The 24,856-nt window shown below is 29.7% G+C and carries 17 protein-coding genes, 2 rRNA genes and 1 riboswitch (1 of these 20 cut by a window edge); of the genes, 6 read left to right on the top strand and 13 right to left on the bottom strand.

Annotated elements, in window-relative coordinates; genetic code table 11:
* Positions 1-327 precede the first annotated feature (327 nt).
* Positions 328-1,080: a hypothetical protein gene (locus CNEONATNEC86_RS05875; RefSeq protein ID WP_125148327.1), complete on the bottom strand. Its 753-nt coding sequence runs from the start codon at positions 1,078-1,080 to the stop codon at positions 328-330.
* A 255-nt stretch (positions 1,081-1,335) separates the two neighbouring features.
* Here CNEONATNEC86_RS05875 and CNEONATNEC86_RS05870 point away from each other — a divergent pair, with 255 nt between their 5' ends.
* Entirely contained in the window at positions 1,336-1,749 is a 414-nt protein-coding gene (locus CNEONATNEC86_RS05870) for an EamA family transporter (RefSeq protein ID WP_058296869.1), read from the top strand.
* Positions 1,750-1,935: 186 nt separating this feature from the next.
* Here CNEONATNEC86_RS05870 and CNEONATNEC86_RS05865 read toward each other — a convergent pair whose 3' ends face one another.
* The 4 genes from CNEONATNEC86_RS05865 to CNEONATNEC86_RS05850 all read right to left on the bottom strand — a co-directional run bounded on the left by CNEONATNEC86_RS05865 (position 1,936) and on the right by CNEONATNEC86_RS05850 (position 7,798).
* Complete coding sequence (locus CNEONATNEC86_RS05865; protein ID WP_159135681.1) at positions 1,936-4,008, bottom strand: beta-galactosidase; 2,073 nt, start codon at positions 4,006-4,008, stop codon at positions 1,936-1,938.
* A gap of 122 nt (positions 4,009-4,130) precedes the next feature.
* Positions 4,131-5,675 carry a DUF3502 domain-containing protein gene (locus CNEONATNEC86_RS05860; protein WP_159135680.1) on the bottom strand — a complete coding sequence of 515 codons (1,545 nt, stop codon included), beginning with the start codon at positions 5,673-5,675 and terminating at the stop codon, positions 4,131-4,133.
* Between the two features lie 235 nt (positions 5,676-5,910).
* Positions 5,911-6,801: a carbohydrate ABC transporter permease gene (locus tag CNEONATNEC86_RS05855; RefSeq protein ID WP_058294341.1), complete on the bottom strand. Its 891-nt coding sequence runs from the start codon at positions 6,799-6,801 to the stop codon at positions 5,911-5,913.
* 16 nt (positions 6,802-6,817) lie between these two features.
* Complete coding sequence (locus CNEONATNEC86_RS05850; protein ID WP_083498742.1) at positions 6,818-7,798, bottom strand: ABC transporter permease; 981 nt, start codon at positions 7,796-7,798, stop codon at positions 6,818-6,820.
* Positions 7,799-8,041: 243 nt separating this feature from the next.
* Between CNEONATNEC86_RS05850 and CNEONATNEC86_RS05845 the strand changes: the two genes are divergently transcribed.
* The 3 genes from CNEONATNEC86_RS05845 to CNEONATNEC86_RS05835 are packed head-to-tail and all read left to right on the top strand — an operon-like array spanning position 8,042 to position 12,074.
* On the top strand, positions 8,042-9,580 hold the full coding sequence (locus tag CNEONATNEC86_RS05845) for a response regulator transcription factor (RefSeq protein WP_159135679.1): 1,539 nt from the start codon (positions 8,042-8,044) through the stop codon (positions 9,578-9,580).
* On the top strand, positions 9,577-11,367 hold the full coding sequence (locus tag CNEONATNEC86_RS05840) for a sensor histidine kinase (RefSeq protein WP_058294339.1): 1,791 nt from the start codon (positions 9,577-9,579) through the stop codon (positions 11,365-11,367). The genes CNEONATNEC86_RS05845 and CNEONATNEC86_RS05840 overlap by 4 nt, the downstream gene beginning before the upstream one ends.
* A gap of 17 nt (positions 11,368-11,384) precedes the next feature.
* Positions 11,385-12,074: a DUF624 domain-containing protein gene (locus CNEONATNEC86_RS05835; RefSeq protein WP_058294338.1), complete on the top strand. Its 690-nt coding sequence runs from the start codon at positions 11,385-11,387 to the stop codon at positions 12,072-12,074.
* Between the two features lie 168 nt (positions 12,075-12,242).
* Here the strand turns inward: CNEONATNEC86_RS05835 and CNEONATNEC86_RS05830 are convergent, their stop codons facing one another.
* The 4 genes from CNEONATNEC86_RS05830 to CNEONATNEC86_RS05815 all read right to left on the bottom strand — a co-directional run bounded on the left by CNEONATNEC86_RS05830 (position 12,243) and on the right by CNEONATNEC86_RS05815 (position 16,282).
* The gene (locus tag CNEONATNEC86_RS05830) at positions 12,243-13,001 is read right to left on the bottom strand and encodes an EFR1 family ferrodoxin (RefSeq protein ID WP_159135678.1); all 759 of its coding nucleotides are present in this window, start codon (positions 12,999-13,001) and stop codon (positions 12,243-12,245) included.
* A gap of 258 nt (positions 13,002-13,259) precedes the next feature.
* Positions 13,260-14,030 carry an SDR family NAD(P)-dependent oxidoreductase gene (locus CNEONATNEC86_RS05825; protein WP_125148329.1) on the bottom strand — a complete coding sequence of 257 codons (771 nt, stop codon included), beginning with the start codon at positions 14,028-14,030 and terminating at the stop codon, positions 13,260-13,262.
* A 95-nt stretch (positions 14,031-14,125) separates the two neighbouring features.
* Positions 14,126-14,425 (bottom strand): ArsR/SmtB family transcription factor, encoded by a 300-nt coding sequence (locus CNEONATNEC86_RS05820; protein WP_058294335.1) that lies wholly within the window; start codon positions 14,423-14,425, stop codon positions 14,126-14,128.
* 558 nt (positions 14,426-14,983) lie between these two features.
* Entirely contained in the window at positions 14,984-16,282 is a 1,299-nt protein-coding gene (locus CNEONATNEC86_RS05815) for an O-acetylhomoserine aminocarboxypropyltransferase/cysteine synthase family protein (RefSeq protein ID WP_125148330.1), read from the bottom strand.
* A gap of 236 nt (positions 16,283-16,518) precedes the next feature.
* Positions 16,519-16,635, bottom strand: a riboswitch (SAM riboswitch).
* 216 nt (positions 16,636-16,851) lie between these two features.
* Here CNEONATNEC86_RS05815 and CNEONATNEC86_RS05810 point away from each other — a divergent pair.
* Complete coding sequence (locus CNEONATNEC86_RS05810) at positions 16,852-18,456, top strand: multicopper oxidase family protein (RefSeq protein WP_243145349.1); 1,605 nt, start codon at positions 16,852-16,854, stop codon at positions 18,454-18,456.
* A 158-nt stretch (positions 18,457-18,614) separates the two neighbouring features.
* Here the strand turns inward: CNEONATNEC86_RS05810 and CNEONATNEC86_RS05805 are convergent, their stop codons facing one another.
* Both CNEONATNEC86_RS05805 and CNEONATNEC86_RS05800 read right to left on the bottom strand, forming a co-directional pair.
* Positions 18,615-19,868: an Nramp family divalent metal transporter gene (locus CNEONATNEC86_RS05805; protein ID WP_242868446.1), complete on the bottom strand. Its 1,254-nt coding sequence runs from the start codon at positions 19,866-19,868 to the stop codon at positions 18,615-18,617.
* 320 nt (positions 19,869-20,188) lie between these two features.
* Positions 20,189-21,124 (bottom strand): ComEC/Rec2 family competence protein, encoded by a 936-nt coding sequence (locus tag CNEONATNEC86_RS05800; protein WP_058294332.1) that lies wholly within the window; start codon positions 21,122-21,124, stop codon positions 20,189-20,191.
* A 300-nt stretch (positions 21,125-21,424) separates the two neighbouring features.
* Here CNEONATNEC86_RS05800 and CNEONATNEC86_RS05795 point away from each other — a divergent pair, with 300 nt between their 5' ends.
* On the top strand, positions 21,425-21,889 hold the full coding sequence (locus CNEONATNEC86_RS05795; protein ID WP_058294331.1) for a peroxiredoxin: 465 nt from the start codon (positions 21,425-21,427) through the stop codon (positions 21,887-21,889).
* 266 nt (positions 21,890-22,155) lie between these two features.
* Here the strand turns inward: CNEONATNEC86_RS05795 and rrf are convergent.
* Positions 22,156-22,272, bottom strand: a 5S ribosomal RNA gene (gene rrf, locus CNEONATNEC86_RS05790).
* A gap of 242 nt (positions 22,273-22,514) precedes the next feature.
* Positions 22,515-24,856, bottom strand: a 23S ribosomal RNA gene (locus CNEONATNEC86_RS05785); it runs 565 nt beyond the window's last position.

Genomic DNA, 24,856 nt, shown 5'->3' with positions numbered 1-24,856 from the left:
AGTATACGTTTATATAAATAGTATTTTAGAAAATTTAATTGTGTACAATATATTTTATTACATTGTACTGTGTTTTGTGATTATTGTCAAATATTTTTTTAAAACAAGTCCACTATTGTCATGCTTGCTTAAATAAAAGTTGAGTAGTGGGAAAAATTAAAAGTTTTTGATAAAAACATAAATTCTCTTTAATTATATTTATATTAATAGATTTGCTGTTTTTCTTTAATTCTTAACTTTTCCCTCTTCTCTTTTAACTTTTCATCATTTATATTATTAGCTTTATAGTGCTAAAATCTTTATATTTTCCTATCAAACTTTTAAATACTAAGATATTATTATGAATTCATCTAATCCAATCTTATATTCATTAAGCATTTCAATAGCTGTATCCCTAAAGGAATTCTGTTCTGACTTTTTATCATCAATTATAAAATATCCTAATTTTTTATTGCTGTTTTTATTATTTTTATACTGCCTGTTCAAAATTTCAGCAGTCTTTACTAACAAATCATTCCAATCATCAACTTTAACCAGATTTTCTTTTAACCTAAATCCTTTTGGTTCAATTAAAGTCAAATCTTTAAAAATCTCAATTTCTACATTATTATCTTCATCAACTAATTCTTTATCAACAATTTTTTCTAATTCTACATTGTTTTTCTCACTATTTTCATCTGCTTTGTTAATTTTTTTTTCATATTCATCTTTCATCCAATCAATATATTCTCTTATATTCTCAACGACATCATATATAGCTATAGATGTATCTCTATGAGCTTGGCTTAATTTAAAATCTCTACTATCTTTTATTATTTCACTTGACTTGTCTTCAATAAAATTAATAGTATCTTCTAAAGTTTCCGCCAAATTATTTAATGAATTTCGTATTTCAATAGACATTGATGGGAAATTATTAATTACATATTCAATATCATTTGTATAAAATAGTGATAAATCATCTCTTCTAAAAGAATTCTTATGACTTGTTTGGTAAGTATCGCAAGTAGTATTATTAATTTCATTAGATATACTTATATTTTCATCTTCTGTAATAGATTCCTTTTTAAAAAACCCCATATTAATAACCTCACTTTCTAATCAATTCGTAATTATTTATATATTAACATTCTTTAACATTTTTTAACAGCACTATTTCTAATGTATTTTAAAAATTTAATATACATATTATTAATAGATTATATTCAGAAATTAATTTTAGTTTTATTTATTGATTAAACACAAAAAAATATATATACTGTACATAAATATAATACTATTATTGAGGAGGCTTTTAATTTGATATTATTAAAAAAATTAAAAGGAGGACATAATATGTGGGTTGTTTTTGCATTACTATCTGCACTTTTTGCTGCACTTACATCAATTTTAGCAAAAATAGGTATAGAAGGTATTAATTCCAATCTAGCAACAGCAATACGTACAGTAGTAGTTCTAGTTATGGCATGGGGCCTTGTATTTTTAAGCGGGACACAAAATGAAATTTCAAATATCGGAATAAAAAGCTGGATATTTCTTATATTATCTGGACTAGCCACAGGACTTTCATGGCTTTTTTATTATAAAGCACTTCAAATAGGAGAAGCTTCTAAAGTTGTTCCAATAGACAAATTCAGTGTTGTTATAAGCATGGTTTTAGCATTTGTAATACTAAAAGAAACAATTACTGCTAAAACTATAATAGGTGGTATATTTATAACTATTGGTACTTTTGTTATGATATTATAAAAATAGACAGTTTTTTTATTATTTATAATTGTAATAAAAAACTGTCTATTTGCTATTATTATTTTGAAAATTAATACATCCTTTGTCTACTACCATTTGATTAATTTAAATAGTATTACTAAGAAACCATTATAATTATAATTAAAATATAATATTTCTATTGTAGTAAGATTTTATTCTATATCGTTATAACTCTTCCCTCTTCATCACTCTTACTCCATATTTTTCCAAAACAATTTCTTTACTTATATTTTTATCTAAAACTAAATCACGATATTCTAAATCTCCCAAATTTACCATTTTATCTTCATCGCTAAAATTCATAATAAATACATACTTATTATTATCCTTATATCTTGCTTGTGCTGTAACTCCTGTAGGAAGATCAATTTCAATCACTCTAGAAATACCTAAGTCATTAATTATTCTATTATAAAAATCTGTATTAAATTTTTCTTTAGTTCTAGCTGCTATATAGTAGCATTTTCCTTTTCCATAAGAGTTTACTGTTAGAGCAGGCATATTTTTGTAAAAATCATCTTTATATTGTGCAAGCACTTCAGCAGTTTCTGCATGAATTAAATCACAATAATCTATTACCTCATATGCTCCATTCATTCCTTTTACTGCATCATCGTTAAACTCTATACAATTTGTCTCATCATCATATAATGAATCAATTTCTTCAGCCCATATTCCAGTAACTTCTCTAAGAGGTCCTGGAAAGCCATTAAGGAAGCATAAATCATTTTCATCTACTATACCACTAAAGTATGTTGTTACAAGAGTGCCTCCATTTTTCACAAATTCACTTATTCTTTCAGCCACATTAGGTTTAATCATATATAACATAGGTGCAACAATTAATTTATATTTAGAAAAATCACAATCCATATTTATTACATCAACAGAAATACCATTATCAAAAAAAGTTTTATACATGTCTTCACATGTTTCTTGATAATTTTTCTTATTAGGCTTTAAACCCTGCAAATCATCAATTGCCCATTTATTTTCCCAATCATATATAACTGCAACTTCACTTTTTGTTATTGCTCCCTTTACTTCTTTAATTTTCTCTAATATTTCGCCAACTTCCGTTACTTCTTTGAATACTCTGGTATTCTCATGCCCGCAATGGTCAACTACTGCACCATGAAATTTTTCTGATGAACCTCTGCCTTTTCTCCATTGAAAATACAAAACTGAATCTGCTCCATGAGCTATGCTTTGTATTGAAGATAGCAAGTGCATTTTAGGTTTTTTAAGTTTATTAACTTCATGCCAGTTAACAAGACTTGGGGTATTCTCCATAACAAGAAAAGGTTGCCCTTCTTTTAAGGATCTATTAATATCATGCATGAAGCCAGTATCTAAACCCACATTATAATTTCCATCTCTTTTTGAATGCCATTTAGGATATGTATCCCAAGATACAATATCTACTTCTTTTGCAAATTTCCAATAATCTAATCCAGCATATGTTCCCATAAAGTTAGTTGTTATTGGAATGTTAGGAGTAAATTCTCTTATTGGTGCTATTTCGTTCTTATAAAAATCTATTGTCTGTTCTGTCACAAATCTTCTCCAATCAAGATTATGTGCATGTACAAAGATTTCTCCCTTTTCAGATGGACTTTCTATTTGTGTGAAGTCATTAAATTTATGACTCCAGAATCCAGTCCACCAGGCATCATTTAATTTTTCTATATCATTATCATACTTTCTTCTTAGATAATCTCTAAATGCTTCTTGGCATTTATCACAATGACACTCCCCGCCATATTCATTAGAAATATGCCACATTATAAGTGCCTTATTATCTTTATATCTCTCAGCTAACATCTTGTTTATTTTATAAGTTTTTTCTCTATAAACTGGTGATGTGAAACAATGGTTATGTCTTTGTCCATGTAAATTCTTACTTCTATCCATATTGACTCTAAGTACTTCAGGATATTTTTTAGACATCCACGCAGGTCTTGCACCACTTGGTGTAGCCAGTATTACATTAATATTATTTTTATTCATGTTATCCATAAGCTCATCAAGCCATTCAAATGTGTACTTCCCTTCTTCTGGCTCAATTGCACTCCATCCAAATATATTTATTGAAACAGTATTGCAATGTGCAAGTTTCATTAATCTTACGTCTTCTTTTAATATCTCTGGATATTTAAGCCATTGGTCAGGATTGTAATCACCTCCATGTAAAAAATTCTTTATATTCTCATTAAATAAATCATAATTCTTATTCATATTCTTCCTCACTCTTTTCTTTAATGAAGAACAGATACACCATTTTTGAACCACTCACTGATACTTAACAATAAGCATAATTAGTGCAGCTGCTCTCAATTTTATTGTATATTAACAGCCAATTATCCTTTATATTGTGACATATATTCTTTTACTTGTTTCTCACATTCTGCATATATTTTATCAAATCCAGCCTGATTTAATTTTTCTTTATATTCTTTTACTGCTGCGTCTACATCATCACACATACCTAAATCAATAGGAACTCCATATTGAGTAATAACATTACCTACAGCTGCCATTTCATTTTTCACATTGCTGTCATCGAAAGAGAATGCTGCAAGTGGGTTTGTTACTGTATATTCTTTTGCCCACTTGTCTTTTACTTCTTGAACTATAGCAGGCTCATCTTTTGGAGTACGAGCGCATTTTTGGCTGTACCATCCCCATGGACAAACATTAGCTGTTGGAAATCCTTCACTAGCATCTAAACTAGTATATTTATCATCTCCATCCGCCTCCCAGTGCTTTCCTTCAATACCAAACCAAGTCAAATCATAAATATCTTTATCGTATCTTAATAAATCTATTGCCATTAAAGCTCTTTCTGGGTTCTTTGAAATTGAATTAATTGCAATACCATTATTAGTAAATGTATTAATCATTCTATTAATTCCTGTTGTTTGATCCGCTACTTGTGCATTCCACTCTGGATTTGTCTTATTCATTCTTTGTACTCTATCTGCAACAGAGCCAATATTCCATACCATTGTTGCAGTTTTTCCTGCCATAAAATCTTCATCTCGCGTTGCTTTACTTGAAATTGAATCGCTTGACCAATAACCTTTATCCGCAAATTCCTTCATTTTTTTAGCATATTCTAAATACTCTGGAGTATCAAAATAGCTAAATATTTTTCCACTCTGATCATTAACATCAAAACCTATGCTTGGTAGTGGAGCACCTGCTATTCCACCGAATCCATATTTCTCCATCATATATGGATATTGAAGATTTTGACCTCCACCATTTGCAATTACTTTAATTCCACTTTCTTTATCAGAGGCAACTGCATCCATATAAGTTTCTAGCTCTTCATAATTTTCAACCTTTTCTATACCATACTTCTTCATTAAATCCCCTCTTACACCAAATACTCTTGTACCATATTCTATTTGGTCACTAGGAATCATATAGATTTTCCCATTAACTTTAGCTTGTTGCCATGCTTCTTTTGGTTCATTTGCATATATATTTGGTGCATACTCTTTAAGCATATCTTCTGTTATTTCATAAAATCCATTTTTAGTAGCAACCTGACTATAGTATCCCCAACTTGATGCTGTGAATATTATGTCAAAATTTTCGCCTGATTGAAATAACAATTGATATTTAGTAGTCATATCTGACCAAGGTAAAAAGCTAACATCTAATGTTGCATTTATTTTTTCTTTCATTATTTCATTAACTTTACCATATACTTCATCAAAATCTTTTGGTTTATCTCCTATAAGATACATTTTTAGTTTAACTTCTTCTAATTTGCTAGGATCTGCTGAATCAGCACTTCCTGTACTAGCTTTGCTACCACAGCCAAGCATTAATGAGCTTGCAATTACTGTAGTTAATCCAATAGAGACCATTCTTTTAAGAATTTTTCTTATCATTTCTACTCCCCCTAATTTTACTAATCCGTTATACGTTTTCATTGAACATATTTATAATATCATTCTTACTTTTAAAATAATGAGTAAAATCCTTTAAATTTAGTAGAATATTATTCTCTAATTATTTATATTCATATAAAAACCAATACGGAAATTTTCTTACTTTTATTTTATTCTTACTGTAATAGTGACAGTTATCTTTAAAATAATCTGTCACTACATAATCTATTTATTATTACTCTTTTACAGCGCCTATTGTTACTCCTTGGACAAAATATTTTTGTATAAATGGATATAATAATATAATAGGTCCTGTAACTATAATTGTAAGTGCCATTTTTAAAGATTCACTTGGCATATCAATTGCTGCTCCAATACTTCCGCCTGTTTGAGATAGTATCGTTTTATATGCTTCTACATTATTCACTATTTTATATAAGTAATATTGAAGTGAATATAAATTCTCATTATTTATAAAAAGCATGCAATTATACCAGTCATTCCAATAACCAATAGCTATAAATAATCCAACTGTTGCAAGTGCTGGTTTTGCTAATGGCAATATTACTTTTATAAATATTTCAAAATCACCAGCACCATCAATTTTTGCTGCTTCTATCAAAGCTTGTGGAATACTGTTCAAATAACTTTTCATAAGTATAATATTAAATACACTTAAAAGTGGTGGCAGAAGCATTGCTAAATAACTGTCTTTTAATCCTAAATATCTTACCATCAATATATACCACGGTACAAGCCCACCACTAAATAAAGTTGTAAAATAGAAATAGAATGAAAATTTATTCCTCCATTTAAAGTCTTTTCTTTGAAGTACATATCCAGTCATTGCTACTACAAACAATCCTACTCCAGTACCAAGTACTGTTAAACTAATTGTTACACCATAAGCTCTTATGATTGCCATTGGATCTTTTAGCGCTGTTTTATATGCCTCTAATGAAAAGCTTTTAGGAAATAATGTGAATCCATTTTTTATAATTTCCTGTTCATCTGTTAAAGACCCCATTAAAACTAATAAAAATGGTATTAAACAGATTAATGCAATCAATGCTATTATTGTATAGCTGATAGTATTAAATATCTTGACATCATTACCTTTCTTCATATATCTGCCCTCCTAATTAAAATAATGAATAGTCATTATCATAGCGTTTAACTAAATAGTTAGTTATCATTATAGTCACAAAGCAGAAGACTGACTGATATAAACAAGATGCTGCTGACATCCCAACTTCTCCAGATTGTATAAGTGACCTAAATGTAAATGTATCTATAACATCAGTTGCATTAAATAAAGGTCCATTATTTCCTATGATTTGATAAAACATTTGAAAATCGCCTCTAAAAATATTTCCTATTGCAAGTAATGTAAGTATTATCATTGTTGGTACTAAACTTGGAATTGTAACTTTAAAAATTCTTTGAAATATATTGGCTCCATCTATCTTTGCTGCTTCATATGTTTCTGTATCAATTCCCATTATTGCAGCTAAATATAAAACAGTACCATATCCAACATTTTTCCATGCTGATACAAATATCAATATAAATGGCCATACAGCTGTGCTAGTATAGAAATTAAACTTTTCTCCACCTAATTTAACTATTAATGAATTTATAGTTCCATTTTCTAAATTCAGCATATTATATGCTATAATTCCAACTACTACCCATGATATAAAATATGGTAAAAACATTGCTGTTTGTGTAAGCTTTTTGAAATACTTTCCACCAATTTCAGCAATCAATATCGCTAGTCCCATTTGTAGTATTGTATTTACTGTTATAAAACCTAAATTATAAAGTATAGTATTTCTTGTAACAATCCAAGCTTGCCCAGAAATAAAAAAATACTTAAAGTTGTCAAATCCTACCCACGGGCTACCTAATATTCCATCTCTGAAATTATAATTTTTAAATGCCAGAATAGTTCCTCCCATTGGTATATAATTGAAAATAAAGAAATAAAGTATCGCAGGTAACAACATTAATAATAAGATTCTATTTTTCTTTAAAGTCAATAAAAAACTAGTTAATTTGCTTTTATCAGTCTCTGGTGTAACACATACATCATCAATTGACATATCTAATTTATGTTCCATAAGTTATCCCCCTTTTCTTTTATACGTTTTCACTATATTAAGGATATCATCCTAAGAAGATATTTTTTTAGTAAAATATTTTACTTTAGGTAATATATTTAATTTTTATTTGAAATTTAAAATTTTTATTGTATACTGATTATGATAAATGTAAATGTTATTTTAAAAACATTCCTTTCTTGATAATTTTCTAATACGTATTTCATGAACACATTAAAATCATTGAGATTGGGGGATAAACCGATGATAAATTTATTAATTGTAGATGATGAAATCTTTACACTTGAGGTGTTAGTTGATATATTACCATTAAAAACTTTAGGCATAACAAACACAAAACAAGCCTTTGATGGAGTAAATGCTTTAGAAATAGTTAAAGATTTTAAACCTGACATACTTTTAACAGATGTAAAAATGCCCAGAATGAATGGTATAGATTTAGCCTTTGAAATAAGAAAACTTTATCCAGACTGTTCAATAATATTTATGAGCGGATATTCTGATAAAGAATATTTGAAATCTGCTATACAATTAAAAGCAATAACCTATGTCGAAAAGCCTATTGAACTTGAAGAACTAGAAATTGCTATTAAGAATGCTATCTTAGAAAATTCAAAATCCAAAACAATAAATTATAATATAGAAGATACTCTAGCCTTAGAAATGACAAAACCTTGGGATATTTCAAGAATTGAAGATATCCTTAGTTCTTGTGTTTCAAAAACAATGAGTAACTTAATATATGAGTCATCATTTTTAACTATATTAATACCCATTAATATTTCAATTACAGATAATAAAATACTTTCTGAATTAAGAAATGTATGTAGACTATATAACTTTAATTGTTTTATATCTAAAAAAGGGGATAATCTTATTATAATACAATTATTTTTTTCCAAAAATAATGCTACCTCTAATTTTTCTAATAGCGTATTTACTTCTTTATTTGATTCTTTTGGTGAGCATTTATCAAATTATACTGATTATTTTATTTGTGTTGGAAAAATAGTACATTCTATAAATGAAATTTATGATTCATTTATGAGTGCTAATGAAGTTACGAACTATACATTCTTTTATAATTACAATTCTGTCATATTTCCATCATCAAATAATACTGATGATTATTCTATAGGTTCAGATTTTTCTTCTAAGTTTAATGGATATCTTTTAAAAGAAGACAAATATAATCTAATTTTATTTATAAAGCAATTAACATTAGAATTTAACAAATATAGATCTACTCCTATATCATCAGTTAAAGATACTTATTATAAATTAATTCTGCTTGTATCTAATTTTGCAAACACGCGAAATATATCGTTTACCAAGCATACAAATCATGGAGATATATTTGAATTAATTTTAGAGTGCCCTAATATATTTGTTTTAGAAAAACTATTTATAGATTTTATAGAAGAAATATTTGCAGCATTAGAAGATACTTCTAAAAAAAGTGCTCCTGTTGTTGCTGTTTTAGATTATATACACCAAAACTATTCTAGTCCAAGCTTATGCCTTGAAGAAATAAGCAAAAATACTTTTTTAACACCAACATATATATGTGTTATCTTTAAAGAGCATACATCAAAAACAGTTAATAAATATATAACAGAATATAGAACTGAAAAAGCAAAAAGCTTTCTTAAGGATACTAATATAAAAATGAGTGATGTTGCTGAAAAAGTTGGTTATAATGATCCAAATTATTTTTCTAAAATCTTTAGAAAAGCAACTAACTATACACCTTCTGAATATAGGAGGCTTTTTACAAGATGAAATTGAAATTAAAATTAAAGTTAAAATTAGTAACTCAATTCTTTTTGATATTTTCAATTTTAATACTGATACCGCTTATAATTCTTTTTGGATATACTTATACAAAAATGTCTTCAATGATACGAGAAAATATACTTGCATCTACTGAACAAGCTTTTAATCAATCTACTTCTTTTATTTCTTATAAAATTGGCAGATTATATAATACCTCAAATTCATTAGTAATAGATAACAATTTAACTTCAATACTTTTAAAAGATCCAGACAATTATCCGTTGCCTAATCAAATTCAGGACATGGAGATTTTAAGAACATATGCTTATTCTTATCAACATAATATAGATATTTCTGATATTGAAATATATTTAAATGATGATTTTATTTATTCTAATGATAAAAAAAATATTTATCCTATAAGCGCCCTTGATAATTCAAAATGGCTTGCTACTATTAAAGATCGTAACATGCGCTATTTTTGGACGCCTTATAGTTACATTTCTAGTAATGATACTAATTTTGTTGCACTAGGTAAATCAATTATAAATCCTGGAGACTATACTGATATAATAGGATATTTGTTTATAAAATTTAATAAAAGTGATTTAGAAGATATTCTGAATAAAATTAATTCTAACCCTCAAAGTTTTAGTTGTATAGTTAATTCATTTAATGATGTTATTGCTACATCTAATATGGATTTATGTTTAAAATATAAAAATATTATAAATTCAACATATCCTAGTGATAATACATCCTTAAAAAAGCTGAATTTAAAATTTAATGATATCTATATTCAAAGTACTTATATAGATAAAACGGATTGGCGCATTATAAATATTGTTCCATATAGCACAATAAACTCTAAAATTACTAATCAGAGGATCTATCTTATTTTTATTGTATTGATATTTGGAGGTACTGCACTCTTTGTTGGATATAAATTTTTTGGTTCAATAACTAAGCGTTTATCAAAAGTTATAAATGGAATGAGAGATGTTCATGCAGATAATTTAGATAATTTTATAAAAAGTGATGAAGATAATAAGGATGATGAATTAGGTGAGTTAATTAATAACTATAATTATATGATTTCTAAAATGTCTAAATTGGTTTCAGATCAATATAAATATGGTAAAGCAGTAAAAAATGCCGAGCTTAAAGCTCTTCAATCACAAATAAATCCTCATTTTTTATATAATACATTAGATATGATAAACTGGATGTCATATAAAAATATGAATTCTGAAATCAGCACTGCTGTAAAAAGTTTAGCAAAATTCTACAAACTATCTTTAAATAAAGGAAATGATCTTACTTATATTGGCGATGAATTAGATCATGTATCACTATATGTAAAAATTCAAAACATGAGATATAGAAATAGAATTTCTTTAGAAATTAATATTAGTGAAGAAATAAATAACTACTTAATTCCTAAAATAACACTTCAACCTATAGTGGAAAATTCAATAAGTCATGGTATTTTAGCTAAGGGAAATGTTAATGGTAAAATAACCATATCTGGCGACATACTCAATGATGAAATCTACTTAAATGTTTATGATGATGGAATTGGTATTGAGAAAGAAAAATTACCATTGCTTTTATCATCTGAAGAAATAGAAACTAATGGTAGTGGTTATGGATTAAAAAATATAAATCAGCGTTTAACTCTTTTATACGGGGAATCCTATGGTCTTTCTTTTAACAGCACTTATGGTTATGGTACTACTGTAACAATAAAGCTTCCATTGATAAATAAAACTGAAAATGATGAAATTTTATAAAACTAAGGAGTCTTATTATGAAAAAAGAATTCTACGATAAACCAATTTACACAATTTCAAATTATATAATTAGTTTTGTTCAGACTAGTATTCATTTTGCAATATGCAATCTGTTACTTATATTATATTTTATATTAACTGCAATTAATCCAAATACTTTTTCAATTCTGCTTCTATTTGTTGCATTAATACCACTTGGACCTTCAATAGGTGCTCTTTATTCTGTTATAAATAAATCACTTAGAGAAAAAGACATGTTTTTTTCTTCTCAGTATTTTAAAGTTTATAAAAATAATTTTTTAAATAATTTGAAGCTTTGGACAATCCTACTATCACTATTTATAATTTTATTTATGGACTTTCAGTTCTTCTATTTTCAAAAACCTAATAGTGGACTACATATAATTTTTTTAATACTTCTAATCTTTTTAGGCTTAATAAGCTTATATGTTTTTCCTATTAATTGTCGCTTTGAAGTTAAAATAAAAGATTTACTTATAACCTCTCTTTATTATATGATCAAAAAATTTCCAACAACAATATTAAAAGCCGTATTAATATTTCTAACATACTATTTATTTAAAAATGTTTCTGTCATATTTTTATTATTTGTTCCAGTAATTCTTTGTTTTATATTTTCTTATTATGATAAAAATATGATTTTAGAACTTGAAAATCGTAGCATAACAAATATTAAATCTATTTAGTCAATTGGGCATTGCAAATGCATGAAAGTCCTGTATAAACTAAAAATCATGCATAAATAGAGCAAATTATCAATATATGCATGGTTTTTATTTATAAAAATTTATACATAAACATTTTACAATAGCCCTTTATACATTTTTTACATATTCTTTTATAATGTAACTTATTTAATCACTTATGAGCTCACTAGCTTCTATATATGGATTTCTATATCTATTTTTCTTAATTGTACTTTTTCCAATATTAATAGCTTTTTTAGGACATATATTTATACATGCCATACAATCTACACATTTTCCATTCCATTTTGGCTTATTGCTTTCAATTGTAATATTATTTACAGGGCATATTTTTTCACACATATTACATCCAATACAATTTTCATTCACATTAAAATTCTTATCTTTATTTTTTAATACATCTTTAAAAATTTTATATTCAAAGCAACCTATTCCATACTTGAATGCTGCTTCTTTTTCTTCTCTTTTTGATATAGACTGTATAAATTCTTCTATCTTACTATCATAATTTGATATTGTATTCTTTGCACGTTTTTCTGTAGGATTGGTTCCCATTTTTGTATAATTTGAGATATATTTAACTGTAAGATAATTATTTATATTCCTTCCTAATAATTTATTAATTTGATAAAAGCTTGTATTAGCACCTCCTCCTCCGGAAACTCCAATAGCAAAAATATATGCATCTGGATTTATTTTTACTCTTGAAAGAAAATCATACATTACTATTGGCACACCAGCATAGTGTATTGGATAAATGAATCCTATCATTTCATCCTCTATTTCAAAACTTTCTTCTCTTAAAGCTTTTGGAATAGATATAAGTTCACAATTTTCAAATGCATATTTTATTTTTTTAGCTACATATAAGCTATTTCCTGTTGCTGTATTATATAATATCTTCATAATTCCTCCTTGATTTATCTCATCATATTTTCTGTTATATTTAAAAATAATTTTGTATATTCATTTCCTATTCGACTAGTTGCAATTGTAATCAGTACTTTTCACTCATTTTCTTTCTCTACTTAATTTTATATTTTGATAATCATCGAATTGTATTTTTAAGAATTAAATCTAGGAGCTTCTAATATACTATTTGCTCTCAAAGTTAACTCTTTTATTTACTATATATGTTTCTTTCAAAAATATATTCTGAAATGTTTATTGCTTACTTTTCTTTTTTAATCCCATTTGGTACTTACCTATAAATGGTGCAGCTATTTTTCTTGGAATCATAACAAGTAATTTATTTTCAATGCCAGGTATTACATTCCCTTTTCCTTTCATAAGAGCATCATATCCCTTTTTAGCAACAAAGGCTGGATCTTTTGCTTTAGGATTATCCTCCTTACCTTCACGTTTGCAAAAATTAGTTTTAGTAGCCCCTGGACAAAGTGCTGTAACAGTAACATTATATGTCTTTAATTCGTGTGCAATCGCTTCAGTTAATGATAGTACATATGCTTTGCTAGCATAATATACAGCAGTATATGGTCCTGGATGATAAGCTCCTGTTGATGCTACATTTAAAATTTTCCCGTGTTTTCTTTTAGCCATTTCTCTTCCATAAAGCTTAGTTAATATGGTTAAACTACTCATATTTAAATTCATCATCTCATAATCTTTTGTTATTTCTTCATTAATAAATTCATTTACATATCCAAACCCTGCATTATTAATTAGGATGTCTACGTTAATATTATTATTCTTTATTTCTTGATATAATTCTTCAGCAGTACCTTTTTTACTTAAATCTTTCTCAAAAATATAGACCATAATTTTATATTTTTCTTCCATGTCTTCTTTCATGTTTTCCAGTACTTTGATATTTCTTCCTGAAAGTATAAGATTATACTTATTCTCAGCAAATATTTTAGCAAATTCATAACCTATTCCACTAGTTGCTCCTGTTATTAAAACATATTCTTTCATTTACTTTTCACCTCTTGTGAATATATTTCTATAGTTTGATATATATCGAATCATATATTTATATTTGTCCTTATATTAAATAAAATTCGGCCTACTTATTTGTCTATTTTAAGCATACTGCAAGCTTCATTTACTAGCTCTTCATTTATCCTGGCAATAAGGTATTTCCCTTTTTTTTCTGTGAAAATAAGTCCGGCATTTGTAAGCTCTTTTAAATGATGTGAAATAGTAGGTGCGCCAATATTAAATTTATTAATTATATCTGTAATAAAACACCCACAACATTCATCATCTTCAAAAGATTTTTCATTACATTTCAAAATTTCTAAATATATTTCTAATCTATTTTCATTAGACAATGCTTTAAATATTTTTGCTAATTCCTTTGAATCCATAGTTCCTCCATAAAAATTGTACATCATAATTCTATCTTTGCATAACAGTTTGATACTTATCGAATTGTTATTTTTATAATATTCTTTTATTTTATCTCTGTCAATAATCTTTAAAGATGTATTGCACAACATAAATAAGGGATGTAGTAAGTTTATAGTGAAATAACCGAAATAAAGTTCTCAAATTGGGCTCGCTTGCTTAAAAAATGAAGCAAGAATTTTTTTAGAATGTAATAAACGTACATTAACATCTTAATTCTGTCAAAAACACATTTGTTTTTTGAGTCAAGCATAAATTATAACAAAAATAAATTAGGTATCTATGGTTTTAGAGAAAACAAAGAAATTCAATATATGAATATGCGTAGTATTGTATTGGAAATTTCAGCTTTTAAATTCTTTGGCAGAGGCTGTTCCAAAATTGTTTGTCCGAAAACCTGCTTTTTGGAGCAAACATTTTTGGGCGCAGCCTCTGCCATTAGAATTTTTAGCTGGAATTTCCCTACAATCGAGCATATCATATATTGAATTTCGGTTATTTCTCACTAAACTCTGATTCTACACAATATCTTTATTAAACGCTTGTTCTAAATCATAAATTATATCATCAATATGTTCTGTTCCAATTGATAATCTTATTGTGTTTGGTTTAATTCCACTTTCTCTTAATTCTTCTTCGTTCATTTGTGAATGTGTAGTACTTGCTGGATGAATTACAAGAGATTTAACATCTGCAACATTAGCAAGTAATGAGAAGATCTCCAATTTATCAATAAATTCTTGAGCTTCTTTTACACCACCTTTAATTTCAAAAGTGAAGATTGAACCTGCTCCATTTGGGAAATATTCTTTATATAATTTATTATATTTACTATCTTCTAATGCTGGATGATTAACACTTTCAACTTGTGGATGATCTTTTAAGAATTCTACAACTTTTAATGTATTTTCAACATGCCTTTCAACTCTTAACGATAGTGTTTCTAACCCCTGTAATAATAAGAATGCATTAAATGGGCTTATGCATGCACCTGTATCTCTTAATATAATTGCTCTTATTCTAGTTACATATGCTGCTGCACCTACAGCTTCTGCAAATTTTATTCCATGATAGCTTGGATCTGCTTCTGTTAATTGTGGGAATTTTCCTGATCCAATCCAGTCAAACTTTCCTGAATCTACAATTACTCCACCTAATGATGTTCCATGTCCACCAATAAATTTAGTTGCTGAATGAACAACAATATCTGCACCGTGTTCTATTGGTCTGAAAAGATATGGTGTTGCAAATGTATTATCAACAATTAATGGTATTTTATGTTTATGTGCAATTTCTGCTACTGCATCCACATCTATAAGACTTGAATTTGGATTTCCTAGTGTTTCTATGAATATTGCTTTTGTATTATCTTGTATAGCTTTTTCAAAGTTTTCTACTTCATCTGCGTCTACAAAAGTTGTTGTTACTCCATAGTCTGGAAGTGTATGTGCTAATAAATTATAAGATCCTCCATATATGGTTTTAGCTGCAACTACATGATCCCCTGCCTTTGTTATATTTTGAATTGCATAAGTTATTGCGGCTGCCCCTGATGCCACTGCAAGTCCTGCAACTCCTCCTTCAAGTGCTGCTACTCTGCTTTCAAATACATCTTGTGTTGAATTAGTTAATCTTCCATATATATTTCCAGCATCAGCTAGTCCAAATCTTGCTGCTGCATGTGCACTATTTTTAAATACATATGATGTTGTTTGATATATTGGTACTGCTCTTGAATCTGTTGCTGGATCTGGACTTTCCTGTCCTACATGAAGTTGTAATGTTTCAAATTTTAATTTTCTTTCTTCTCTACTCATTGATATAACCCCCGTTTTAATAATATATTTTAAACCACATAAATATGATTTAATTACTATGATTTATTACAATAAAGATATCCATTTAAAAGTTAATTACTATCTACTACATTTAAATTTTATAGAATTAAAAACTTTATCTTCCATGGTCTTTTGGAAAACTAAGCTGATCTTTATTGCATAATAAAAAGCTACTTTCAAAGATAAGAAAGTAGCATAAATTCTATTATTATACAATCTTATCTCTCAGATAAAAATATCTGCAGGATTTAGCACCTTAAACTATACTAATGATATATAATTCAGGTTGCCAGACTTCATAGGGCCAGTCCCTCAGTCTTTCTTGATAAAATAATTAAATATTCGATTAAAGTATTCTTATTGAATTACTATGATATGAGTATATATTCTTTATTCATATATGTCAATACTTTTTTCTATATTATTCATTTTTTTTACTCATTATATATATTTTATAAAAACACAATATTATATGTTACTACATATAATATATTAAAAGTAAATTAACAATTAAGCAAAAGATAATTTTTTAAAGGATGTGTTAATCATTGAATAAAGATGATAAACTCACTACAAATTCTCAAGTGGATCCATCTGATCCTTCAACTATTACCCCATTTGTTGATCCACTTCCAGTACCATCTATAGCTAAACCAATTAATTCATGTAATTGTTCAGATTCAGAAGAACCATATTATAAAATCGTTATGAAAGAAGCATATCATAAATTTCATAGATCATTCCCACCAACTAAAATGTGGACATATAATGGAATATTTCCTGGACCTACAATAGAAGTTATGAGAGATGTTCCTATTTTAGTTAAATGGATAAATAATCTGCCAGATGAACATCTACTACCAGTTGATCATACCCTCCATGGTACTATGGATACTCCAGATGTAAGAACTGTAGTTCACTTGCATGGTGCTAATGTAAATGATGATAGTGATGGAAATCCTGAAGCATGGTTTACTAAAAATTATGACACTGTAGGTGAAAGGTTCACTAGAGAAGTTTATGAATATACTAATCATCAATTTGGAGGTACTCTCTGGTATCATGATCACACAATAGGAATAACAAGGTTAAATGTATATGCTGGTTTATCAGGATTTTATCTTATAAGAGACAGTTTAGAAGATAGGTTGAATCTTCCAACGGGTAAATATGAAATACCGATGATTATTCAAGATAGAACATTTAACAGAGATGGTTCATTATTCTATCCTGATTCACCACCACAACAAGACCCACCAGCACCTCAACTACCAAAACCATCAATAATACCAATATTTTTCGGAGAAGTAGCAACTGTAAACGGCAAGGTATGGCCATACCTTAATGTTGAACCACGTAAATATAGATTTAGAATATTAAATGCTTCAAACGGTAGAGGTTATACTCTTAGTTTAGATAATGGTGGTACCTTTACTCAAATAGGTACTGAATTAGCCTTATTGCATGAATCTCAAGAAATTGACTCTTTCATATTGGAACCCGCTGAAAGAATTGATTTAATAATAGATTTTTCAAAATATACTGGCAAAGAAATAATTCTAAAAAATTCAGGTGGCGGTATTCCTATGGCTAGCAATAACATCATGAAATTTAAGGTTTGTCTTCCATTAACTAAGCCTGATACAAGTGTTATTCCTGATCAATTACTTCCATATCATAACATTAATCCTTTATTAGCACGTAAGGAAAGAACCTTGCATTTAGATTCTATGCAAGACGATTTTGGCAGAACAATGCACCTAGTAAATGATAGGATGTGGCATGAACCAACTACAGAAAAGCCTGAATTAGACAGTATAGAAATATGGCATTTAGTTAATCATTTTCAATTTCCTCATCCAATTCACGTTCATTTAGTTGATTTTGAGATACTTGGAAGAAAGACTTTTACTGATGACGATTTTGATGAAAATGGAAACTATAAGTTTGATATAGATGCCTTAGAACCACCAGCCGACTTTGAAAATGGCTTAAAAGATACTGCAAGAGCAGAGCCTGGAATGGTCACAACAATTGTTATGCATTTTAAAAAGCTCGGAGATTATGTTTATCATTGTCATATACTTGAGCATGAAGATAATGATATGATGAGACCATTTAAAGTTATCGAGAATTCTGTTCCAGTAGAATAAAACTATAAATTTAAAAAAATAAATGACTGATTGATGTATAACCAATATCAGTCATTTATTATTTTATTTGCATATGAATCTAATTTCTATATTCATCTATTTTTATAATAATAATTCTTAAAATATCACTATTATGCTAATATTCAGTTATATATATTCTATAAATAACTGAATATTAGCATAATATTTAAAAATGTAACTATCAAACCAATAGTCCATAAAATAATATTTTCAATTAAAGTATTTTTATATTCTCCCATAACTTTTTTAGATGAGGTTAAATAAATTTGTGTAAAAATAGTTATTGGTAATTGTACGCTTAATAACATTTGTGAATATAATAAACCATTAAATGGATTGTTAACAAAAAATATTATTATTAAAGCTGAAATAACTGTAATCAATACACCCATTTTTGTATTTCTATCATCTATATCATAAGATTTTTTGAACATTCCAGCAAATATTGATCCTCCTGCCATTCCAGCTGTAACAGTTGATGCTATTCCTGAAAAAAGTAATGCTATCGCAAATATTATTGCCGCAGAATTTCCTAGTAACGGTTTCAATAATTCTTGTGCTTGTTCAAGTTCTGTTACTGAAATATTATTTTTGAAAAATGTTATTGATAAAAGTACCATTGCACTATTTATAATAAATCCTATTATCATAGATAACAATGTATCCATAAATTCATATTTTAATTGTCTCTCCATTATGGATTTATCTTGAAGATTCCATTTTCTACTTTGAATTACTTCTGAATGTAAAAACAAGTTATGTGGCATAACCACTGCACCTAACACACTCATTATTACTGGTATAGATCCACTTGGTATAGATGGAATTATCCAGCCTCTAGCAGCTTCTCCCCAATCAACATTAACTAAAGCCACCTCAAATATAAAGGCAATTCCAACTATTGATACAAAACCAATTATTACTTTTTCTATTTTTCTATATGAATTTGAAAATAGCATATATATTATTAAAATTGTTGCTATTAAAGCTCCAAATTTTATAGGAATACTAAAAAGCATTTTTAAAGCTATAGCAACCCCTAAAATTTCTGCCATTGCAGTCCCAATTGCAGCTAGTATTGCTGTTGATGTTATTATTTTACCTATGGTAGGTCTTATATACTCACTTATTGCTTCTGAAATACATAAGCCTGTAACTATTCCCAAATGTGCAGCATTATGTTGCAATACTATTAACATTATAGTTGATAGTGTTATCATCCATAATAGTTTATATCCGTAATCAGATCCAGCTGCAATATTAGATGCCCAATTTCCTGGATCTATAAATCCAACTGTAACCAAAATTCCTGGTCCTACATATTTTAAAAATTCCTTTCCATTAAATTTTGAAGCATTCTTATTAAAAATTTTTTTTTCTATATTCTTCATATTCTTCATATTCTTCTCCATATAGTCCTCCTTTCTTTACTACTTAAATATATTCTTTTCAATTTATTTAAAATAATATTAAAGCCATTTAATCTAACAAGATAATTAACTAATAGTTTAACTAGCAATTCATTTATATTATGCAATTATCTTTATTAATTAACAATTTTTATAGTCATTATTATTATAGTACTCTAGCAACGAAATGCAACTATGTGATTCAATTACTTCGTACGTAAATGACCTCGTATATTGTTAAATTTATTAATATACGAGGTCAAAAAAATATTATTTTTCTATTATACGGCAATAAATAAAAATTATTTTTTAGTCTTGAAAACTATATTTTTACCATCTGATGTTAATTGTATTTGCCCTTGAGTGTCAGTTCTATATGTTTCTATATTATGGTTTTTTATTTTTTCTAAAGTTTCTTTATGTGGATGTCCATATTTATTATCTAAACCACAACTTATCACTCCATATGTTGGAGATACAGCATTTAGAAACTCCTCACTTGATGATGTACTTGAACCATGATGGCCAAATTTTAATACATCAGATTTCAATTCAGAAGAAGTATATTTCTCTAGAACTTGTTTTTCAGCTAATTCTTCCGCATCACCTGTGAACATTAATTTTGTTTCTCCATAAGTCAATTTCATAATAGGAGAATAATCATTAAAATCATCATAAGCATCATCTATTGGCGAATACACATCTATTCGCGCCCCACTTCCTAAATCAATGCTAGTTCCATCTTTTATAGTTTTTATTTTTAGCCCTTGATTAGAAATTGCATTTATCATATATTCGAATGTCTTAGTTGTATTACTTACTTTAGGCATATAAAAGTTTTCCACATTATATTTCTTTAATACATCCGTCATTCCACCTATATGATCTTCATGTGGATGAGTTGCTATTACAATTTCAAAATCATCAATATTCTTTTCTTCAAGTTGTGACATTAACTTTTCTACATCACTTCTTGGACCAGCATCTATTAAAATATCATAATCATTTACTTTAACATAAATTGCATCACCTTGACCAACATCTAAATATGATACCTCTAGCTGTCCTGTAACTGGTCCTATTTCTTTGTTACTTATAAAATCATTTCCAAATAAATAGCTTCCTAAAGCAATTAAGCCAAACACTATTATTGTTATAACTTGTGCTTTTCTATTTCCTTTATGCTTTTTCATTGTCTTCTTAAAAGCGTTCTCTAAGTTTTTGTTATTTTTACTCATCTAGTCCCCCTTACTCACAAATATATACTTTAAATAGAAGTTTAGTAATATTTATGAAAACATGTGTTCGTGTCTATTTTATTATACTTTATTTTTTCTATTAAATAAATCTTTTTCTTCTATATAATTTATATTTATACAAACTAATCTAAATTTCTTACTTTACATCATAAAAATCAGAAAATTAACTATTCTATAGAATTTCCACATAACATCATTATTTAACATTAAATTTGCAAAGCTCTTTACAAATATAAATTATTGTTAGATAATAATTATATAGGAATGGAGGTAATATTTATGGAAAATATAATTTTAGAAGAAGGAATGAAGGCTCCTGATTTTACTTTAATGGGATCTGATAAAAAGGAACATAAGTTAAGTGATTATACAGGCAAAAAAGTTATATTATATTTCTATCCAAAAGACAATACTCCTGGATGTTCACTTGAAGCACAAAACTTCAAAGCTCATATAGATGAAATTAATGAAAAAGATGCTGTAGTAATAGGTATAAGTAGAGACACATTAAAATCTCATGATAAATTTATAGAAAAATATGATTTACCTTTCTTATTACTTTCTGATACTGAAGAAGTTGTTTGTAATCTATATGGAGTATTAAAAGAAAAAACCATGTTTGGTAAAAAATGTTTCGGCATAGAAAGAAGTACTTTTGTAATCGGAAAAGATATGACTATTGAAAAAATATATAGAAAAGTAAAAGTTGCTGGACATGTTGAAGGTCTTGTATGTTCACTATAATAAAAAAGTTATCTTATGTTAATATCATAAGATAACTTTTTTATTCTTTATGCATAATTTTATTCTTTATTCATAATTTCCCATAATTAGCACCTAGCTAGTAAACGCGACTCAATTTTGCTTATGAAATTATATTTGTAGATAATACATAGATAGTGTTTAGATAAGTATAGTTATATATTATATATAACATACCTAAAGAATAATAAATAAAAATTATTTGCAATCTAAAAAGAGATAGTTATTTCTAACTATCTCTTAAACTTACCTAGCAACGTCCTACTCTCCCACACAGTCTCCCATGCAGTACCATCGGCGCTATAGACCTTAACTTTCCTGTTCGGAATGGGAAGGAGTGTTACCTCTATGCCATCATCACTAGATACATAAATTTCCGAAATCTCTGATTTCGTTGAAATTTAGTACTCATCAGCTTGCCTGATTGAGTTTCCTTAATCCCAAAATCTCCGATTTTGTTGCAAATTAGCACTCAGCGAGCGAACGCGAGTCGAGTTTCCTTTTGAAAATCTAATCTGCTTAAAATCTTGATTTAACAAATTACTATAAAAGAACTTAATGTTCTTTCAAAATTGCACATAGTTCCTAATGTATTACAACTTAATTATTGGTCAAGCCCTCGACCTATTAGTATCAGTCAGCTAAATACGTTACCGCACTTACACCTCTGACCTATCAACCTTGTAGTCTTCAAGGGGTCTTACTAGCTTATGCTATGGGAAATCTCATCTTGAGGTGGGCTTCACACTTAGATGCTTTCAGCGTTTATCCCTTCCCGACTTAGCTACCCAGCAATGCTTCTGGCGAAACAACTGGTACACCATAGGTCAGTCCATCCCGGTCCTCTCGTACTAAGGACAGCTCCTCTCAAATTTCCTACGCCCGCGACGGATAGGGACCGAACTGTCTCACGACGTTCTGAACCCAGCTCGCGTGCCGCTTTAATGGGCGAACAGCCCAACCCTTGGGACCTACTTCAGCCCCAGGATGCGACGAGCCGACATCGAGGTGCCAAACCTCCCCGTCGATGTGAACTCTTGGGGGAGATCAGCCTGTTATCCCCGAGGTAGCTTTTATCCGTTGAGCGATGGCCCTCCCACGAGGTACCACCGGATCACTAAGCCCGACTTTCGTCCCTGCTCGACTTGTAGGTCTCGCAGTCAGGCTCCCTTCTGCCTTTACACTCTTCGAACGATTTCCGACCGTTCTGAGGGAACCTTTGGGCGCCTCCGTTACATTTTAGGAGGCGACCGCCCCAGTCAAACTGCCCACCTAACAATGTCCTGTCACCAGTTTCATGGCATCCAGTTAGAATTTCAATACTATCAGGGTGGTATCCCAACAACGACTCCATCAAGGCTGACGCCCTGATTTCCCAGTCTCCCACCTATCCTGTACAGACAATACCGAAATTCAATGCTAAGCTACAGTAAAGCTCTACGGGGTCTTTCCGTCCAATCGCGGGTAGCGAGCATCTTCACTCGCACTACAACTTCGCCGGATTTGCAGTTGAGACAGTGCACAAGTCATTACGCCATTCGTGCGGGTCAGAACTTACCTGACAAGGAATTTCGCTACCTTAGGACCGTTATAGTTACGGCCGCCGTTTACTGGGGCTTAAGTTCACACCTTCGCTTGCGCTAAGTGTTCCCCTTAACCTTCCAGCACCGGGCAGGCGTCAGCCCCTATACATCAGCTTACGCTTTAGCAGAGACCTGTGTTTTTGTTAAACAGTTGCTTGTGCCTATTCTCTGCGGCCTACTTTCGTAGGCACCCCTTCTCCCGAAGTTACGGGGTCAATTTGCCTAGTTCCTTAACTGCAATTCTTCCGTCGGCCTTAGGATTCTCTCCTCATCTACCTGTGTCGGTTTGCGGTACGGGCACTACTTCTCTCCCTAGATGCTTTTCTTGGAAGCATGGAATCAGATACTTCGGTTCCGTAGAACCTTCCCTATAACGCCTCAGAATTGTTAGAGCGGATTTGCCTACTCTAACTCCCTAAACGCTTCGACTAGCATCCAATAGCTAGCACATCCTATCCTTCTCCGTCACACCCTCGGTAATAACGATGATAGTGGTATTGGAATATCAACCAATTGTCCATCGACTACGCCTTTCGGCCTCGCCTTAGGTCCCGACTAACCCTGGGAAGACAAACTTTACCCAGGAAACCTTAGATATTCGGCCTGTAGGATTCTCGCCTACATCTCGCTACTAATGCCAACATTCTCACTTGTAATCAGTCCACCGCTCCTTACGGTACGACTTCAGCCCGATTACAACGCTCCTCTACCGCTCACACTAAGTGTGAACCCGTAGCTTCGGTGGTAAGTTTGAGCCCCGGACATTTTCGGCGCAGGATCTCTTGACTAGTGAGCTATTACGCACTCTTTTAATGAATGGCTGCTTCTAAGCCAACATCCTAGTTGTCTTAGAAATCCCACATCCTTTTCCACTTAACTTACACTTTGGGACCTTAGCTGACGATCTGGGCTGTTTCCCTTTTGACCATGGAACTTATCTTTCATAGTCTGACTGCCGACCTGATAGTATATGGCATTCGGAGTTTGATAAGGTTCGGTAAGCGCTATGCCCCCTAGCCCATTCAGTGCTCTACCTCCACTACTCACATTTGTCGACGCTAGCCCTAAAGCTATTTCGAGGAGAACCAGCTATATCCGAGTTCGATTGGAATTTCTCCGCTATCCACAGCTCATCCCATGCTTTTTCAACAGCAACGTGGTTCGGTCCTCCACGAGGTTTTACCCTCGCTTCAACCTGGCCATGGATAGGTCACCCGGTTTCGGGTCTACAGCATGCAACTAGTCGCCCTATTAAGACTTGGTTTCCCTTCGGCTCCGTACCTTAAGTACTTAACCTCGCTACATACCGTAACTCGTTGGCTCGTTCTACAAAAAGCACATCATCACACACATAAGGTGCTTTGAT

Origin of the sequence: Clostridium neonatale, assembly GCF_900465025.1 — a bacterium.
In the GTDB taxonomy this organism is placed as follows: Bacteria; Bacillota; Clostridia; order Clostridiales; family Clostridiaceae; genus Clostridium; species Clostridium neonatale.
The sequence above is the reverse complement of the archived record's forward strand: the minus strand, read 5'-3'. Positions and strand labels throughout refer to the sequence as shown.

Excerpts from the sequence above, each read along its gene's own strand:
- CNEONATNEC86_RS05875 (WP_125148327.1), bottom strand. The coding sequence starts at position 1,080 with ATGGGGTTTTTTAAAAAGGAATCTATTACAGAAGATGAAAATATAAGT.
- CNEONATNEC86_RS05870 (WP_058296869.1), top strand. The coding sequence starts at position 1,336 with ATGTGGGTTGTTTTTGCATTACTATCTGCACTTTTTGCTGCACTTACA.
- CNEONATNEC86_RS05865 (WP_159135681.1), bottom strand. The coding sequence starts at position 4,008 with ATGAATAAGAATTATGATTTATTTAATGAGAATATAAAGAATTTTTTA.
- CNEONATNEC86_RS05860 (WP_159135680.1), bottom strand. The coding sequence starts at position 5,675 with ATGATAAGAAAAATTCTTAAAAGAATGGTCTCTATTGGATTAACTACA.
- CNEONATNEC86_RS05855 (WP_058294341.1), bottom strand. The coding sequence starts at position 6,801 with ATGAAGAAAGGTAATGATGTCAAGATATTTAATACTATCAGCTATACA.
- CNEONATNEC86_RS05850 (WP_083498742.1), bottom strand. The coding sequence starts at position 7,798 with ATGGAACATAAATTAGATATGTCAATTGATGATGTATGTGTTACACCA.
- CNEONATNEC86_RS05845 (WP_159135679.1), top strand. The coding sequence starts at position 8,042 with ATGATAAATTTATTAATTGTAGATGATGAAATCTTTACACTTGAGGTG.
- CNEONATNEC86_RS05840 (WP_058294339.1), top strand. The coding sequence starts at position 9,577 with ATGAAATTGAAATTAAAATTAAAGTTAAAATTAGTAACTCAATTCTTT.
- CNEONATNEC86_RS05835 (WP_058294338.1), top strand. The coding sequence starts at position 11,385 with ATGAAAAAAGAATTCTACGATAAACCAATTTACACAATTTCAAATTAT.
- CNEONATNEC86_RS05830 (WP_159135678.1), bottom strand. The coding sequence starts at position 13,001 with ATGAAGATATTATATAATACAGCAACAGGAAATAGCTTATATGTAGCT.
- CNEONATNEC86_RS05825 (WP_125148329.1), bottom strand. The coding sequence starts at position 14,030 with ATGAAAGAATATGTTTTAATAACAGGAGCAACTAGTGGAATAGGTTAT.
- CNEONATNEC86_RS05820 (WP_058294335.1), bottom strand. The coding sequence starts at position 14,425 with ATGGATTCAAAGGAATTAGCAAAAATATTTAAAGCATTGTCTAATGAA.
- CNEONATNEC86_RS05815 (WP_125148330.1), bottom strand. The coding sequence starts at position 16,282 with ATGAGTAGAGAAGAAAGAAAATTAAAATTTGAAACATTACAACTTCAT.
- CNEONATNEC86_RS05805 (WP_242868446.1), bottom strand. The coding sequence starts at position 19,868 with ATGAAGAATATAGAAAAAAAAATTTTTAATAAGAATGCTTCAAAATTT.
- CNEONATNEC86_RS05800 (WP_058294332.1), bottom strand. The coding sequence starts at position 21,124 with ATGAGTAAAAATAACAAAAACTTAGAGAACGCTTTTAAGAAGACAATG.
- CNEONATNEC86_RS05795 (WP_058294331.1), top strand. The coding sequence starts at position 21,425 with ATGGAAAATATAATTTTAGAAGAAGGAATGAAGGCTCCTGATTTTACT.